This window comes from Vibrio sp. TAP-3B (assembly GCF_057784735.1).
Genome location: NZ_CM173495.1, coordinates 1692075 through 1708630, shown reverse-complemented (window position 1 = coordinate 1708630; position 16556 = coordinate 1692075). Strand labels below are relative to the sequence as shown.

Annotated in this window: 12 protein-coding genes and 1 pseudogene; 10 read left to right on the top strand and 3 right to left on the bottom strand. The window is 44.5% G+C overall.

Annotation, left to right across the window (positions count from 1 at the left end):
• Nucleotides 1–150 precede the first annotated feature (150 nt).
• The 10 genes from rimP to AC3D28_RS07970 all read left to right on the top strand — a co-directional run bounded on the left by rimP (nucleotide 151) and on the right by AC3D28_RS07970 (nucleotide 12269).
• Nucleotides 151–606 (top strand): ribosome maturation factor RimP, encoded by a 456-nt coding sequence (rimP, locus tag AC3D28_RS08015; RefSeq protein WP_488534472.1) that lies wholly within the window; start codon nucleotides 151–153, stop codon nucleotides 604–606.
• A 36-nt stretch (nucleotides 607–642) separates the two neighbouring features.
• Entirely contained in the window at nucleotides 643–2130 is a 1488-nt protein-coding gene (gene nusA / locus AC3D28_RS08010; RefSeq protein ID WP_098414894.1) for a transcription termination factor NusA, read from the top strand.
• A 22-nt stretch (nucleotides 2131–2152) separates the two neighbouring features.
• Nucleotides 2153–4858: a translation initiation factor IF-2 gene (infB, locus tag AC3D28_RS08005; protein ID WP_488534471.1), complete on the top strand. Its 2706-nt coding sequence runs from the start codon at nucleotides 2153–2155 to the stop codon at nucleotides 4856–4858.
• A 110-nt stretch (nucleotides 4859–4968) separates the two neighbouring features.
• On the top strand, nucleotides 4969–5385 hold the full coding sequence (rbfA, locus tag AC3D28_RS08000; protein WP_488534470.1) for a 30S ribosome-binding factor RbfA: 417 nt from the start codon (nucleotides 4969–4971) through the stop codon (nucleotides 5383–5385).
• Nucleotides 5385–6338 carry a tRNA pseudouridine(55) synthase TruB gene (gene truB, locus AC3D28_RS07995; RefSeq protein ID WP_488534469.1) on the top strand — a complete coding sequence of 318 codons (954 nt, stop codon included), beginning with the start codon at nucleotides 5385–5387 and terminating at the stop codon, nucleotides 6336–6338. Before rbfA ends, truB begins: the two co-directional genes overlap by 1 nt.
• Before the next feature lie 141 nt (nucleotides 6339–6479).
• Nucleotides 6480–6749, top strand: a complete 270-nt coding sequence (rpsO, locus tag AC3D28_RS07990; protein ID WP_098414898.1) for a 30S ribosomal protein S15 — start codon at nucleotides 6480–6482, stop codon at nucleotides 6747–6749.
• Between the two features lie 292 nt (nucleotides 6750–7041).
• Entirely contained in the window at nucleotides 7042–9177 is a 2136-nt protein-coding gene (pnp, locus tag AC3D28_RS07985) for a polyribonucleotide nucleotidyltransferase (protein ID WP_098414899.1), read from the top strand.
• A gap of 180 nt (nucleotides 9178–9357) precedes the next feature.
• The gene (nlpI, locus tag AC3D28_RS07980) at nucleotides 9358–10278 is read left to right on the top strand and encodes a lipoprotein NlpI (protein ID WP_488534468.1); all 921 of its coding nucleotides are present in this window, start codon (nucleotides 9358–9360) and stop codon (nucleotides 10276–10278) included.
• A 98-nt stretch (nucleotides 10279–10376) separates the two neighbouring features.
• The gene (locus AC3D28_RS07975) at nucleotides 10377–10799 is read left to right on the top strand and encodes a MarR family winged helix-turn-helix transcriptional regulator (RefSeq protein ID WP_488534467.1); all 423 of its coding nucleotides are present in this window, start codon (nucleotides 10377–10379) and stop codon (nucleotides 10797–10799) included.
• Between the two features lie 123 nt (nucleotides 10800–10922).
• Complete coding sequence (locus AC3D28_RS07970) at nucleotides 10923–12269, top strand: MATE family efflux transporter (RefSeq protein ID WP_488534466.1); 1347 nt, start codon at nucleotides 10923–10925, stop codon at nucleotides 12267–12269.
• A gap of 51 nt (nucleotides 12270–12320) precedes the next feature.
• Here the strand turns inward: AC3D28_RS07970 and AC3D28_RS07965 are convergent, their stop codons facing one another.
• The 3 genes and pseudogenes from AC3D28_RS07965 to AC3D28_RS07955 all read right to left on the bottom strand — a co-directional run bounded on the left by AC3D28_RS07965 (nucleotide 12321) and on the right by AC3D28_RS07955 (nucleotide 16407).
• Nucleotides 12321–13199, bottom strand: a complete 879-nt coding sequence (locus tag AC3D28_RS07965; protein ID WP_488536074.1) for a U32 family peptidase — start codon at nucleotides 13197–13199, stop codon at nucleotides 12321–12323.
• A gap of 20 nt (nucleotides 13200–13219) precedes the next feature.
• Nucleotides 13220–14233, bottom strand: coding sequence for a ubiquinone anaerobic biosynthesis protein UbiU (gene ubiU, locus AC3D28_RS07960; protein WP_488534465.1), 1014 nt, complete (start codon nucleotides 14231–14233; stop codon nucleotides 13220–13222).
• Nucleotides 14234–14366: 133 nt separating this feature from the next.
• Nucleotides 14367–16407: pseudogene (locus AC3D28_RS07955) on the bottom strand (sensor domain-containing protein).
• Nucleotides 16408–16556 lie beyond the last annotated feature (149 nt).

Genomic DNA, 16556 nt, shown 5'->3' with positions numbered 1-16556 from the left:
AGTATTTCTACTATTCTTAACGTATCAGGGTCCAGCAGCATAAACCCCGACTATCGGGGTTTTTTGTTATCTGAGTTTTGAAAATACTCAGATACTGCTTGGTTTTTTGATTGGGCTCTGAGCCCTTTTTTTGTTTCTGGAGTGGTTTAAATGACTGGTTTAGAAAAACAACTTACTGAAATGCTTGAAGCGCCGGTTGCGGCATCAGGTTATGAGTTGGTTGGATTAGAATTCATTCGTGCAGGCGCGCATTCAACGTTACGTATCTATATCGACCATGAAAATGGCATCAATGTGGACGACTGTGCTGAAGTTAGCCACCAAGTAAGTGCGGTTTTAGATGTTGAAGATCCAATTTCTGTTGCTTACAGCCTAGAAGTGTCTTCTCCAGGTTTAGAAAGACCACTTTTTAAAGCAGCACATTACGAGCAATTTATTGGTCACGAGGTCAGCATCGTATTGAAAATGGCTGTAGCAAACCGTCGTAAGTGGAACGGTGTTATCCACAGTGTTGATGGTGAAGCAGTAACTATTACTGTTGAAGGTCAACAAGAAGAGTTTGCTTTAAGTAACATTTCAAAAGCTAACCTGATCCCTAAATTTTAGTTCCCTAAAAAAGTTTAAGCTTAGAGGCTAAATATAATGAGTAAAGAAATTTTAGCGGTAGCAGAAGCGGTATCGAACGAAAAAGCGGTACCTCGTGAGCGTATTTTTGAGGCTCTTGAGATTGCTTTAGCAACTTCTACAAAGAAAAAATACGAAATCGAAATCGACGTACGTGTTGCTATTGACCGTAAAACGGGTGAGTTCGTAACCTACCGTCGTTGGTTAGTGGTAGACGAAGTTGAAAACCCAACGAAAGAAATCTCGCTAGAAGCAGCACAATATGACGATGACTCAATTGAGCTTGGTGACTACTTAGAAGACGAAATCGATTCAGTGACGTTTGACCGTATTACGACTCAAACTGCGAAACAGGTTATCGTACAAAAAGTTCGTGAAGCTGAGCGTGCGCAGATCGTTGAGCAGTTCATTGATAATGAAGGTGACCTTATCACTGGTGTTGTTAAAAAAGTGAACCGTGACACTGTCGTTCTTGATCTTGGTAATAATGCGGAAGCCGTCATCCTACGTGATGACCAGCTTCCTCGTGAAAACTTCCGTCCAGGTGACCGTGTACGTGGTCTTCTATACAAAGTTGCTCCTGAAGCGCGTGGTTTTCAACTATTCATCACTCGTTCAAAGCCTGAAATGCTGGCTGAATTGTTCCGTGTTGAAGTGCCTGAAATTGCGGAAGATATCATCGAACTTAAAGGTGCAGCCCGAGATCCTGGTTCTCGAGCAAAGATCGCAGTAAAAACTAACGACAAGCGTATTGACCCTGTTGGTGCATGTGTTGGTATGCGTGGGGCTCGTGTACAAGCAGTTTCTAGTGAACTGGGTGGTGAGCGTATTGATATCGTGCTTTGGGACGATAACCCTGCACAATTTGTTATCAATGCAATGGCCCCTGCAGATGTTGCCTCTATCATCGTTGATGAAGATGCGCACTCCATGGACATCGCGGTAGAAGCTGACAACCTAGCTCAAGCAATTGGCCGTAATGGTCAAAACGTTCGCCTTGCTTCGCAATTAACAGGCTGGGAACTGAATGTTATGACAGTTGCAGATCTTCAGAAAAAACACGCTGAAGAATCACAAGCATCTATTGAAAACTTCATGAAGTACCTAGATATTGAAGAAGACTTTGCTCAACTACTTGTTGAAGAAGGTTTCTCAACACTAGAAGAGATTGCATACGTACCGGTTAACGAGTTGCTAGAGATTGATGGTTTGACTGAAGAACTTATCGAAGAGCTACGTGGTCGTGCGAAAAATGCACTAACAACAATCGCCCTAGTACAAGAAGAGTCTTTTGAAGGTCTAGAGCCTGCTGAAGACTTACTTGCTCTTGAAAGTCTAGAGCGTGAAATGGCATTTAAATTGGCAGCGAAAGGTGTAGCAACACTGGAAGATCTTGCTGAGCAAGGTATTGACGATTTAGAAGGTATCGAAGGCCTGACCGAAGAACGTGCAGGTGAGCTAATTATGGCCGCACGTAACATCTGTTGGTTCGGCGAAGAAGCATAATTTCGGCAAGGAGGAAGCGGGCATGACACAATTAACAGTTAAAGCACTGAGTGATGAGATTGGTACGCCAGTCGACCGCTTGATTGAACAACTTGCTGACGCTGGCATTAAAAAGGCGAGCTCTGACAATGTTACAGATGAAGAGAAGCAAAAGCTTCTCTCTCATCTCAAGAAAGAACACGGTGATAAATCTGGTGATTCAGAGCCGACTCGCCTTACGCTACAGCGTAAAACTCGCAGCACACTCAGTGTAAATGCGGGTGGCGGAAAGAGTAAGGATGTTCAAGTTGAGGTGCGCAAAAAACGTACATACGTAAAGCGCAGCACAATTGAGGATGAAGCGAAACGTGAAGCTGAAGAAGCAGCACAACGTGAAGCAGAAGAAGCAGCAAAACGTGCAGCTGAAGAAGCAGCAAAACGTGAAGCTGAAGAAGCTGTAAAACGTGCGGCTGAAGAATCAGCAAAACGTGACGCTGAAGAAAAAGCGAAACGTGAAGCTGCAGAAAAAGCGAAACGAGACGTAGATACGAATGCACAACGTGATGCTGGTAAAAAAGCACAACGTAATGCTGAAGAGAAAATTAAGCAAGAAGCAGCGCGAAAAGAGGCCGACGATCTTAAACGTCGTCAGGAAGAAGAAGCTAAGCGTAAGGCTGAAGAGGAAAGTCAGCGCAAGCTTGAAGAAGCTCGCGAATTGGCTGAAAAGAATAAAGAGCGTTGGTCTGCTGCAGAAGAGAAAAAGGGTGATATGGAAAATACAGATTACCATGTAACGACTTCACAATACGCACGTGAAGCCGAAGATGAAGCAGATCGCAAAGTAGAAGCTGGTCGTCGTAAGAAGAAAAAACCTTCAGGTAGAGATGATAAAACACGCGGTGGTCGTAACCAACGCGGCGGAAGAGGTCGTAAAGGCAAACTTGCTAAACCGAGCTCAATGCAACATGGCTTTGATAAGTCAGCAACGGTTGCTAAACAAGACGTTGTTATTGGCGAGACAATTGTATTATCAGAACTTGCTAACAAGATGTCGGTTAAAGCGACTGAAGTTATCAAAGTAATGATGAAGATGGGCGCAATGGCGACTATCAACCAAGTTATCGACCAAGAAACCGCGCAACTCGTGGCTGAAGAAATGGGTCACAAAGCCGTTCTTCGTAAAGAGAATGAACTGGAAGAAGCGGTGTTGTCTGATCGTGACGTTAACGCGGAAGCTGTTCCTCGTGCTCCAGTCGTGACTATTATGGGTCACGTTGATCATGGTAAAACGTCAACACTCGACTATATCCGTCGTACACACGTTGCATCAGGCGAAGCCGGTGGTATTACACAGCACATAGGTGCATACCACGTTGAAACTGGTAACGGCATGATTACTTTCCTTGATACTCCTGGACACGCGGCGTTTACTGCGATGCGTGCTCGTGGTGCTCAAGCGACAGATATCGTTGTTCTTGTTGTTGCAGCAGATGATGGTGTAATGCCACAAACAGTTGAAGCCATCCAGCACGCAAAAGCAGCAGGTGTTCCTTTGATTGTTGCTGTAAACAAGATTGATAAAGAAGGTGCGAACCCAGATAACGTTAAGAATGAGCTTGCTCAATACAACGTCATCCCTGAAGAGTGGGGCGGTGAGAACATATTCGTTCACATCTCTGCGAAGCAGGGCACAAACATCGATGGTCTTCTAGAAGCAATCCTTCTTCAGTCTGAAGTTCTTGAACTTAAAGCTGTGGAAGAAGGCATGGCAACTGGTGTTGTGGTTGAGTCTCGCCTAGATAAAGGTCGTGGTCCCGTTGCAACAGTCCTTGTTCAATCAGGCACGCTGAACAAAGGCGATATCGTTCTTTGTGGACAAGAATACGGTCGTGTTCGTGCAATGCGTGATGAATTAGGTCAAGAAATCACACAAGCTGGCCCTTCAATACCGGTAGAGATCCTGGGTCTTTCAGGTGTGCCTTCTTCAGGTGATGAAGTGACGGTTGTACGTGATGAACGTAAAGCGCGTGAAGTTGCAAACTACCGTGCTGGTAAGTTCCGTGACGTGAAACTTGCTCGTCAACAGAAGTCGAAACTAGAGAACATGTTCTCTAACATGGCGGCTGGGGAAGTTGCTGAGCTTAACGTGGTATTGAAAGCAGACGTTCAAGGCTCTGTAGAAGCGATTGCAGACTCGTTGGTGAAACTATCAACTGACGAAGTTAAAGTGAACATTGTTGGTTCTGGTGTTGGCGGTATTACTGAGACAGATGTAGTGCTTGCAGAAGCATCTAATGCGATTATTCTTGGCTTTAACGTACGTGCTGACGCATCAGCTCGCCGTGCAGTTGAAACGGCAGCGGTTGACCTGCGTTACTATTCAATCATTTACCAATTGATTGACGAAGTTAAACAGGCGATGGGCGGTATGCTTGCTCCTGAATTCAAGCAAGAGATCATTGGTCTTGCTCAAGTACGTGACGTATTTAAGTCACCGAAATTGGGTGCAATTGCCGGTTGTATGGTTACTGAAGGCGTGATCAAGCGTAACAGCCCAATCCGTGTACTACGTGATAACGTTGTTATTTATGAAGGTGAACTAGAGTCACTTCGTCGCTTTAAAGATGACGTTCAAGAAGTTAAGAGTGGCTACGAGTGTGGTATTGGCGTTAAGAACTACAATGACGTTCGCGTTGGTGACCAAATCGAAGTGTTTGAAATCATTGAGATTAAACGTACTCTAGACTAATGGACTAAAATTACTAATATCGCCTTAGATAAATAGTAATTGGTTGCTGAATACACCATGGGGGGCTGGCTTTGACCAACCCCCCATTCTTTCTATATAAGAGTAAAGGTATGTCAAAAGAATTTAGCCGCACGCAGCGCGTTGCACAGCAGCTGCAAAAAGAATTAGCGATGATCCTTCAACGTGAAGTTCGTGATTCACGCCTAGGCATGGTTACGATCTCGGACGTAGAAGTTTCTCGCGATCTTGCTTACGCAAAAGTATTTGTTACTTTCCTCTGTGTGGGCGAGCAAACGCCAGAATCATGTCTCGCAGCGCTTCGTGAGCATGAAGTCCATATTCGTATGATGCTAGGTAAACGCATCCGTTTACGTCTAACACCAGAAATCCGTTTCTACTACGACAATACCCTTGTTGAAGGTATGCGTATGTCTAATCTTGTTTCTGAGGTCGTCAGTGAAGATAAGCGCAGAAAGGAAGATTCTGGTCGTGAAGACGATCAAAAGCAGGGTGGAGAAGATAACTAATGGCTCGTCGTCGTAAAGGTCGTCCAATTAATGGCGTTATCCTGTTGGACAAACCAACCGGTATCTCTTCCAATGATGCTCTGCAGAAAGTAAAGCGAATCTACTTTGCTGAGAAAGCAGGTCATACAGGAGCATTGGACCCATTAGCGACGGGCATGTTGCCAATCTGCTTGGGGGAAGCGACGAAGTTTTCTCAATTCCTTTTGGATTCTGACAAGCGTTATCGTGTGATAGCGAAACTTGGTGAGCGCACAAATACCTCAGACTCTGACGGCGAAGTTGTTGAAACTCGCCCTGTCGATGTCAATCAAGAAAAGCTTAAAGTGTGCATTGAGAAGTTTCGTGGTGAGTCTGATCAAGTGCCCTCTATGTTTTCGGCGTTGAAATATCAAGGCAAACCTCTTTATGAGTATGCGCGTCAAGGTATTGAAGTACCACGGGAAGCTCGTAAAATCACGGTGTACGAAATCGTCCTCCATCGTTTTGAGGGTGATGAAGTTGAGATGGAAGTGCATTGCTCAAAAGGCACCTACATCCGCACCATTATTGACGACCTTGGTGAAATGCTAGGTTGTGGCGCGCATGTCACCATGCTTCGACGTACTGGAGTGGCCAAATACCCTTACGAGAACATGGTGACGCTTGAACAACTGAATGAGTTGCTAGATCAGGCGCACCGTGAAGAAAAAACGCCTCGAGAATTGTTAGATCCGTTGCTTTTACCAATGGATACTGCAGTCGAAGACTTGCCTGAAGTGAATTTGGTCCCCGATCTTGCTGATATGGTTCAGCATGGTCAACCAGTTCAAGTTTTTGGTGCTCCTACAGAAGGCCCTCTTCGCCTGACGATGGGAGAAGAGCGTGTGTTTATTGGTGTTGGTGAGATGAGCGAAGACGGTAAGATTGCGCCTAAGCGACTGGTCGTTTTTCGTGATGAGGTGACACCCGACTAAACGATAGGAAATATCGACCTAATTGCCGGTATTTTTATATTGCACGAGATAGGAAACTTCCCTATAATTCGCGATTCTCGTGTCGGCTGAATCAGAGATTGGCTGACACAAATACTAACTTACTCTTATTAGGAGAGAATGATGTCTCTGAATGCAGAAACTAAAGCAGCAATCGTTGCAGACTACGCACAAGGCGAAGGCGACACTGGTTCACCAGAAGTTCAAGTAGCTCTACTTACCGCTTCTATCAACCATCTACAAGGTCACTTCAAAGCGCATAAAGGCGATCACCACAGCCGTCGTGGTCTTCTACGCATGGTTTCTCGTCGTCGTAAGCTTCTAGACTACCTTAAAGGTAAAAATCTAGCTCGCTACCAAGACCTAATCAAACGTCTAGGCCTACGTCGCTAATAGCGACCGCATAGCAGTTTGTCTAAAAAGGGGCTTTATGCCCCTTTTTTGTTGCCTAAATTTAGCCAAATCCGACTAATGCCGTTATAATACTGGCGGCTAAATCTCGTAAGAGATTTCCACAAAAAGCTCATTGCATTACAGTCAACCACGTCGACCAAAAGGTCGCGACTATTCAAAAGGAATTTTCGAGTTTCTTTTTACTAGTCGCGATTCGTAATGCTTGAGTGTCAATTAACACACTCTAAGATTCCCTTATTTATTAAGGGAAGATTAGAAACAAGGAATAATAATGTTCGAAAAACCAGTTGTTAAAACGTTCCAGTACGGTAATCACACAGTTACTCTAGAGACTGGCGTTATCGCACGTCAAGCTACGGCCGCAGTAATGGTTACAATGGACGATACAGCCGTATTCGTTTCAGTTGTAGGCAAGAAAGAAGCTTCTCCAGGTCAAGACTTTTTCCCACTAACGGTCAATTACCAAGAGCGTACTTACGCTGCGGGTAAGATTCCTGGTGGCTTCTTTAAACGCGAAGGTCGACCTTCTGAAGGTGAAACGCTAACGGCTCGTTTAATCGACCGTCCAATTCGCCCTCTATTCCCAGAGGGTTTCAAGAATGAAGTACAAGTAATTGCAACGGTAGTATCGGTTAATCCAGATGTTCAGCCAGACATCCCAACAATGATTGGTACATCTGCAGCGCTTGCTATCTCTGGTATTCCGTTCAACGGTCCTATTGGTTCGGCACGTGTTGGTCACATTGACGGTCAACTTGTTCTAAACCCAAGCCAAACTGAGTTAGAAACCTCTCTTCTTGACTTAGTTGTTGCGGGTACAGAATCAGCAGTACTAATGGTTGAATCTGAAGCGGATAATTTAACTGAAGAACAAATGCTAGCCGCTGTGGTTTACGGTCACGACCAACAGCAAGTTGTTATCAACGCTATCAACGAGTTCAAAGCTGAAGTTGCCGCTCCAGCTTGGGAGTGGGAGGCGCCAGCAGTCAACACTGGACTTAAAGCGAAAATCACTGAGCTTGCAGAAACACGTCTGACAGAAGCGTATCAAATCACTGAAAAAATGGCTCGTTACGAGCAAGTAGGTGCTATCAAGTCTGACGTTATTGCAGCAATTCTTGCTGAAGACGAAGAGCAAGACGAGATGGAAATCAAGAAGATGCTTGGTTCTCTTGAGAAAAACGTTGTACGTGGTCGCATCATTGCTGGTAACCCACGTATCGACGGTCGTGAGAAAGACATGGTTCGTGCGCTAGACGTACGCACTGGCGTTCTTCCACGTACCCACGGCAGCGCTCTATTCACTCGTGGTGAAACTCAGGCTCTAGTGACAGCAACTTTAGGTACTCAACGTGATGCTCAAATTATTGATGAGCTAACCGGCGAGAAGAAATCTCATTTCCTACTACACTACAACTTCCCTCCATACTGTGTAGGTGAAACTGGTTTTGTAGGTTCACCTAAGCGTCGTGAAATCGGCCACGGTAAACTCGCGAAACGCGGTATTGCGGCAGTAATGCCATCGGTTGATGAATTCCCATACACAATACGTGTTGTATCGGAAATCACAGAATCTAACGGTTCATCTTCAATGGCTTCTGTATGTGGTACTTCTCTTGCGCTTATGGACGCAGGTGTGCCAATCAAAGCATCTGTTGCAGGTATTGCAATGGGTCTTGTTAAAGAAGGCGACGATTTTGTTGTTCTTTCTGACATCCTCGGTGACGAAGACCACCTAGGTGATATGGACTTTAAAGTAGCAGGTACTAACACTGGTATCACTGCACTTCAAATGGACATCAAGATCGAAGGTATCACTAAAGAAATCATGCAAATTGCGCTGAACCAAGCACAAGGTGCACGTAAGCATATCCTATCTGTAATGGATGAAGCGATTTCTGGTGCTCGTGACGATATCTCTGAGTTTGCTCCACGCATTCACACAATGAAGATCAGCTCTGAGAAGATCAAAGACGTTATCGGTAAAGGTGGTGCAGTTATCCGAGCTCTAACAGAAGAGACAGGGACAACTATCGAAATTGAAGACGACGGTACGATCAAGATTGCGGCGACTGAAGGTACAGCTGCGAAAGAAGCGATTCGTCGTATCGAAGAGATCACTGCTGAAGTTGAAGTCGGTCGTATCTACACAGGTAAAGTGGCACGTCTTGCTGATTTTGGTGCATTCGTAACGGTTCTTCCTGGTAAAGATGGTCTCGTTCATATCTCTCAAATTGCTGAAAAACGCGTTGAGAAAGTGTCGGACTACCTCGCTGAAGGTCAAGAAGTTCAAGTTAAAGTTCTTGAGATTGACCGTCAAGGCCGTGTTCGTCTAAGCATGAAAGAAGCGGTAGAGAAGCCTGTTGAAGAAGCTGTAGCAGAAGCTCCTGCAGCAAAAGACGAGTAATCCAAAGTGAGACTTTCGGCCTTTTATTAGATCAAGAGCCTGAAAGCATGTTATAAAAGGGGAGCATTTTCGCTCCCCTTTTTTTAGTTTGCTTCTCTGTGCTTAACCTCGCACGAGGTTAAATCCTATAGAGCATTAAAAGAAACAAACCTTGAGCGGTCCAAACAGGAGTATCAATTAGTGAAATGGTTTCAAACCGCAAGTTTATGTGTTGCTATCGCGCTGACCGGTTGTGTAAATACTTCTCAGCAATTAGCACAAAAGTGGCTTTACCCACCAATGGCGGTACCACTGCAACCTAGCGTTCAACAAGAAGTACAAATTGCGCGTTTATCACAGCTTTTACAGCGCCCTGATCTCAATGATGAAGTGCGTGCCAAAATGCATTATGAGCGTGGAAGCTACTACGATAGTGTTGGTTTGCGTGATCTTGCTCGTTTGGACTTTAACCAGTCTTTACAGTTGAACCCGGCTCAGCCGGATATTTTCAATTTATTGGGAATATATTTCACCCAAGTTGGTGAGTTTGATGCCGCCTATGAAGCCTTTGACTCGACGATAGAGTTAGCGCCTGATAATACTTATGCTGAGCGTAATCGTGCGGTCGCATTATATTACGGCGGCAGAATTGACCTTGCTTTGGAAGATATGACCAAGCATTACCAAGAAATGCCGACAGACCCATTTCGTTCTTTATGGTTATACATTATCGAAGCCGAGCTAAATCCTGAACAAGCAAAAGCCAATCTTCAGCAGCGTTACCTGCGCGATCGTAGTGAAGAGTGGGGATGGGTTCTCGTGGCTATAATGCTGCGTGATGTCTCAGATGAAGACGCATTGAAAGCCATCATGGATGGAACTAGGGAGAACTATCGTCTTGCTGAAAGATTGACAGAAACTTACTTTTACCTTGGAAAACGTAATCAACTTGAAGGTGACATCGCAAGCGCAATCTCTCTGTATAAGCTCGCGATTTCTTTCAATGTTTACGACTACGTAGAACACCGATATTCCTTCTTGGAACTGGCGCAAATCTACGATCAATTACAGCAAGATAAACTTGCTCAGTTAAAAGCTGCTGGTCAGCAAGAAATCGAATGATATAGAGCCGCTTAATGAGAGCGGTTTTTTTATGATTGAACTTAGGGGCGGTCACGATTAAAATAGTTAGTCTTGCTAACTAAGTGGTAGTGACTTTTATGGCATTAGAAGAAAGTTTGATAGATCTAGAGCGTTTTTGCGCTAAAGCTTGGCGTGTGTATGCCAAAGAAGATCCATTATCACACTTAAGCTTTAATGAGTTCGATTATTTACGTGTGATTCAAGTGCACCCCGAAGGCGTGCGAATCACGGATCTTGCAGACGAGTTACAAGTCACTAAACCATCTGCATCGACGATGGTTGTCCGTTTGGAAAAAAAAGGTTTGGTCAAACGTATTGCATGTAATGAAGATGCTCGTTCAAAGCGTGTTTTGCTTACAGAGGACGTTGCAGAAAAAATGTCTTTAGAGCAGGTGGTTTACAAAGACATCTCTGAACAAATGATGCAACAATTAAATCAGCAAGAAGCTGGTCAGTTACAAGCTTTACTGAATAAAGCGTTGAGCAATAAGTCATTTTAATATAAATCAGAGGCCCAACTTTACGAATCAGTCTTTGGTGTTTCACTTTATCATCATTTAATTTAATCATTTAGTTAGCCTTGCTAATTAAATGATTAGCAAGGCTAACTATTGGTGGCAGTCATGCAAAACTCAATTTATAGACAGTTTTGGAAATATACGATTCCAACCGTCGCTGCAATGCTCGTGAATGGTTTGTATCAGGTAGTTGATGGCATTTTTATTGGCCGTTATGTTGGTGCTGACGGATTAGCAGGGATCAATGTTGCGTGGCCGATCATCGGTTCTATCCTCGGTATAGGGATGATGATTGGAGTTGGTACAGGTGCGCTAACTTCGATTAAGCAAGGAGAAAACGATCATGAGAGCGCGAAGCGTATTTTAACGACCGGATTGGTGTTGTTAGCGGTATTGATGCCTGTTGTTGCTACCATATTGTTCTATTTTTCCGATGAATTTATTCGCTGGCAGGGAGCGGAAGGGCGAGTGTTTGAACTCGCGCTGCAATATCTGCATGTTCTGATTGTCGCGTGCGTATTTACGCTAGGCTCTATCGCGGTTCCGTTCCTGTTACGCAATGACGACAGCCCGAACTTAGCAACGATGTTGATGATCATCGGTGCCGTCATTAATATTGTATTAGACTACGTATTTATTGCTTGGTTGGGGTGGGAGTTAACTGGAGCGGCCATTGCTACTGCACTCGCTCAATTGGTGGTTACCGTGCTTGGTGTGGGTTATTTCTTTACTTCAAAAGCTAAGTTGCGTTTGAGCATCAAGGACTTAACAATAAAACTTGCTGTGGTTCCAAAGATATTGGCGATTGGTACCTCAAGTTTCTTTATGTACGCTTATGGCTCCGTTATGGTGGCACTTCATAACGCGTTATTTGCTCAGTATGGAAGTACAGTGTTAATCGGGGCTTACGCGATATTGGGTTATATTGTGACGGTTTATTACCTGATTGCAGAAGGTATTGCCAGTGGTATGCAGCCGTTGGTGAGTTTTAACCACGGAGCACGTAATCAAGAAAATATTAGAAAGTTACTGCAAATTGCGATGGGCACTTCCGTACTTGGTGGCGTGGTATTTGTTATTTTTATGAATATCTTCCCGTATGAACTGGTTTCAGTGTTTAATCATGCCGATCAGCAACTAATTAAAAGTACTGTCATGGGGATTCGCTTACATATGTTTGCTCTGTTTTTAGATGGATTCTTAGTCGTGGCAGCGGCTTACTACCAGTCGGTTAACAAAGGCAGTAAAGCGATGTTTGTGACACTTGGTAATATGTTAGTCCAGCTACCATTCTTATTCATTATGCCAAAAATATTCGGAGTGACAGGTATTTGGCTTGCCTTCCCGTTATCCAATATTGCATTGAGTTTGGTGGTGGTCAGTATGTTATGGCGTGATGTGAAGAAACTACTGCATGAAAGCTCGGCTGAACCAAGTGCACCAATTTGTTAAATGGGTATAGAGGTAGGAAAGCGAGGCTATAGCCTCGCTTTTTGTTTTCCGTTAAATAATTTTCACTTCCAGCCCAGCCAATTGATGCCAGTAACCGTTGCATTGACGGCTTTCAAGTTTTTCTGGATGTTCGTTATTTTCGTTGGAACGGAAATGCTCTAACTCAGAAAGCGTGCTCACACCGAGAGGACTTAAGCGGACCACATCAACCAGCCCTTTCATACTTGGTAAGTCATTGATCAGATTGTAACAATATCCTGACTGTGTCTGAATGCCGTTAAGATTAAAGACTTCCTGTCCTTCTTGGCTACTGACCTGGATACCCGTAGGGTATTTGATACAGCAAGTTTCGCAATCGTCTTTAGCTCGGTTTTCAGCTCGGGCTGTGAAACAGCGAGCGGAATAAGCTAAAGGTAAATAACCGTGGCTAAATACCTCAACTTCAAATTTGTTGCGAATACCAAGCTCATCACACTGAATTAAAGTATCGCTTAACCATTCGCGAGAGAGCTCGACAGGCATGCACCAGCGAATCATACCTTGCTTCAAAAATAATTTTAGCGTGTGTGCATTATAAGTATTGATTGCAGGTCCAACGACGAAAGGTACTTTATGCTCAGATGCCAATTGAACCGCCGATACGTCATTGGCTTCTATGGCGAAGTCACCGTTATCGATGTACTTCTTCATGATGTTTACTTCACTCGGTGCTTCTAGTAGCGCCATCGTAGAGATCACGACTTGCTTACCTGATGCTGATAAGTCTTTGGCGATTTCCAACCAGTGGGCTGGTTTCATCTCTCTGCGTTTAGAGCACACTGACTCACCTAAGTAAATAATGTCCGCAGAACTGTGTTTTGCTTGTTGGTAGAAGGCTTCTACATCTTGTTTTGGCCAAAAATAGAGTAGTGGGCCAAGTGCGTATTTCATTGAGTTATCCATCTTAACCTCTACTGCCATTTACGGTGGTAAGCACCTAAGGTGGTTTGCGTTCCTTCCGATACATTTGCGAGTGTCGCATCCCATGCGGCTTCAACTTGGTAAGCCGCTGGATTGGTTTGGTAGCGGTCAATTGCCGCACGCCATGTTCGGGTCACTTGTTCTACATAAGCTGGGCTGCGCTGACGGCCTTCAATTTTCACTGACGCGACGTTTGCCGCGAATAATTCAGGCAACATGGAAAGGGTGTTCAAACTGGTTGGCTCTTCTAATGCGTGGTAGCGTTTTTTCTCACCTTCAATTTCGGCCTCGAAGCGTCCTTTACACAGTGTAGGGTAACCAGCGTTTTCACCTGCGCAGTAACGATCTATAAGGATATTGTTCAAGCGTGATTCAAGCCCTTGTTCGGTTTCTTGCCAACGAACATACTTGGCAGGAGAGCATGCGCCCACAGTGTTTGGTGACTCACCAGTCATGTATGACGAAAGATAGCAACGACCTTCCGACATGATGCATAAACTACCAAACGCAAAAACTTCAAGTTCAACACCGCTGGTGACGTTGCGTGAGAGTTGTTTTACCTGATGGATCGACAGTACGCGGGGCAGAACCACGCGTTTCACGTTGAAGTTTTGTTGGTAAAAATTGATCGCTGCAACGTTGGTTACGGAAGCTTGTACAGAAAGGTGCAGTTCAATCTGAGGGTATTTTCGAGCGGCGTATTCAAGTACTGCAATGTCAGCGACAATCAACGCATCAACACCGAGTGCAGCCGCATTATCTACCGCGTTAGTCCAGCGTTCAAAGCCATTAGGATGGGCAAAGGTGTTCAACGCGACGTGAATTTTCTTGTTGCGGTCGTGAACGTACTGTACCGCTTTTTCTAACTTTTTGCCGTTAAAGTTTAGACCAGCAAAGTGACGAGCGTTGGTATCGTCTTTGAAGCCAATGTAAACGGCATCTGCACCGCAATCTATTGCGGTTTTTAACGCAGGCAGGTTACCCGCGGGACACAAGAGTTCCATATGTTCACAATCATTGAGAATAAAAAGGTGTCCGCATTTTATGAAGAATTATTAATAGCTAAATTGACCTAAGTTAGGTTTAGTTCAATAAAGTAGAGATTTACCTCTTGAGAGTAAGGGGACTTGGCTGGAGTTAGTTTTTGTGGCGACGGTTTTGGACAAACAATTCTTCAATTTCGTGTTTTGGTTGTGGTCGGTAAAAATGGAAGCCCTGAATCGAATTGCACTGAAGATTGGAAAGCAATGTGGCTTGCAGGTGGGTTTCAACCCCTTCAGCAACAACTGTTAAATCAAGAGATTTGCCTAAGTTAATGATATTTTCAATTACCGTTACTTGTTTGGCTAAGGTGTCGATGTCATTGATAAAGGCGCGATCGATTTTCAGCTCATCAATCGGAAAACGAGCCAAATAAGACAGAGACGAATAACCGGTACCAAAATCATCGATGGATAGGGCAAAGCCGAGCTTTTTTATTGCATTGAGCATTTGCAGCGTGTGTTCGCTGTCACTCATTACCGCACTTTCCGTTAGTTCAAAGGTGATGCAGCTTGGATCCAGTTCGGTTGTACGCAGTAGCTTCTCCATAAAGTCGATCAATTGAGGGTTACCAAACTGTTCTGGAGATAGGTTGATGGCAATGCGACCGGGTAAAATGCCTTGCTGCTTCCAACGTTTAACGGTGTTGAACACTTCACGCATCACCACTCGCCCGAGATGCTCTATGAGCCCAGCTCGCTCGGCAACGGGGATGAATGAGCCAGGGCTGATATCAGCCTTCAACTGGGTGTTTCCAACGCACCAAGGCCTCGGCGCCATTGATGCTAAAATCACGAGCGTTGACTTTTGGTTGATACCACACTTCTAAGCCATTTTGCTGTAAGGCCTTTTGCAATTCAATCTCGAGCCACAAACGCATACGCGCTTCTTTGTTCATCTGATCGTTAAACTTTATCAGACGGTTGCGTCCACGGTCTTTTGCTTCATACATGGCGGTATCGGCATTTTGCAGCAATATTCGCGCGTCTTGTCCATCTTCGGGATACCGTACGCTACCAATCGAACACGCGAGGCGTTTGCTGAAGTGATGCAAATCAAAAGGCTGATTGATTAAAGCGATAATACGTTCTGATAGAATCTCGGCCATGCGTGTATTTTCTGGCTCTGGCAGGATAATGCCAAACTCATCCCCCCCCAAGTGACCAATAATGGCTTGGTTTGGTAACGATCGTTTGAGACGGGCCGAGACTTCTTGAATCACTTTGTCACCGATGTGGTGGCCTAAGGAGTCGTTGATGTTTTTGAAGTTATCGATATCTAAATAAAATACCAGCAGCGGAGTTTGACTTTTAATAAGCAGTTCAAGACGTTTACTAAAGCCAAAACGGTTATATAGTTTAGTCAGCGAATCAAGGTGCGCGTCTTCATTAGACGCGGAAGATAAATGCTTTGGTGTTTCATCGGCATCTTGGATCAGAATGATTTTGGATGCACGCCCCAATATCGCTGTCGAGTCAGCATGTAATTGCACTTTACGCTCAAAACCGCACCTTGCGCCAGTTAAGCAGGTAAAGGTTTTATCTGTAATTAGAGTGCTTAACCGATGGCTAAACGCTTGCTTGGTGTTTTCATCGATGAATAGACGGCTCAATTCTTCGCCTAATAATTCGTGCGGAGAGTGAAATCCTAGCAAGCGTGCCGATGCAGGGTTTGCTGATATGATGACGTCATCTTCGATCAGTAACAGGCCGTCTGGCAATAGTTGAGTTAATTTAGCAAACTTGCTTTCGGCTTCTTCTAAAGAACGGACTAAGATTTGTTTTTCGGAAGTATCAACGGCATGGAAAACCACAAACCGAATATCATTACCCTCAAAGACGGGCGATAGGCTAAAGTGAAGGCTGGTCTCAAGAACGGTTTCATCGAGCGTGATTTCTGCTTCGACATGGGTCCCTTTAAACGCGCGTTGATAATAAGGCGCAAGCTTTTTATAAAACTGCTCTCCCATCACTTCGCAATCGTTTAACCCCACCATTTCTTCATTACTTAACCCTGCAATATCGCAGTAACGATCACTCACCATCCGATAATTGTGATTTTTATCAAGAATAGCAAAGAAGAAAGGGCTATTTGAGGTTAGCGTGGCAAACCAATATTGTAATTGCAGGGAAGGCATTAGGGTATGACCGATCTCCAATGAGCCAGATTACTCGTCCGTGTACTAAAAAGCGACACCCCGTCAAGCTAGCCTTAGCCTATTATCAAGACTGTGCAGTTCTTGCTTTTAATGGCTAGTTAATTGAACTTGGCAGTTGACAATCACTT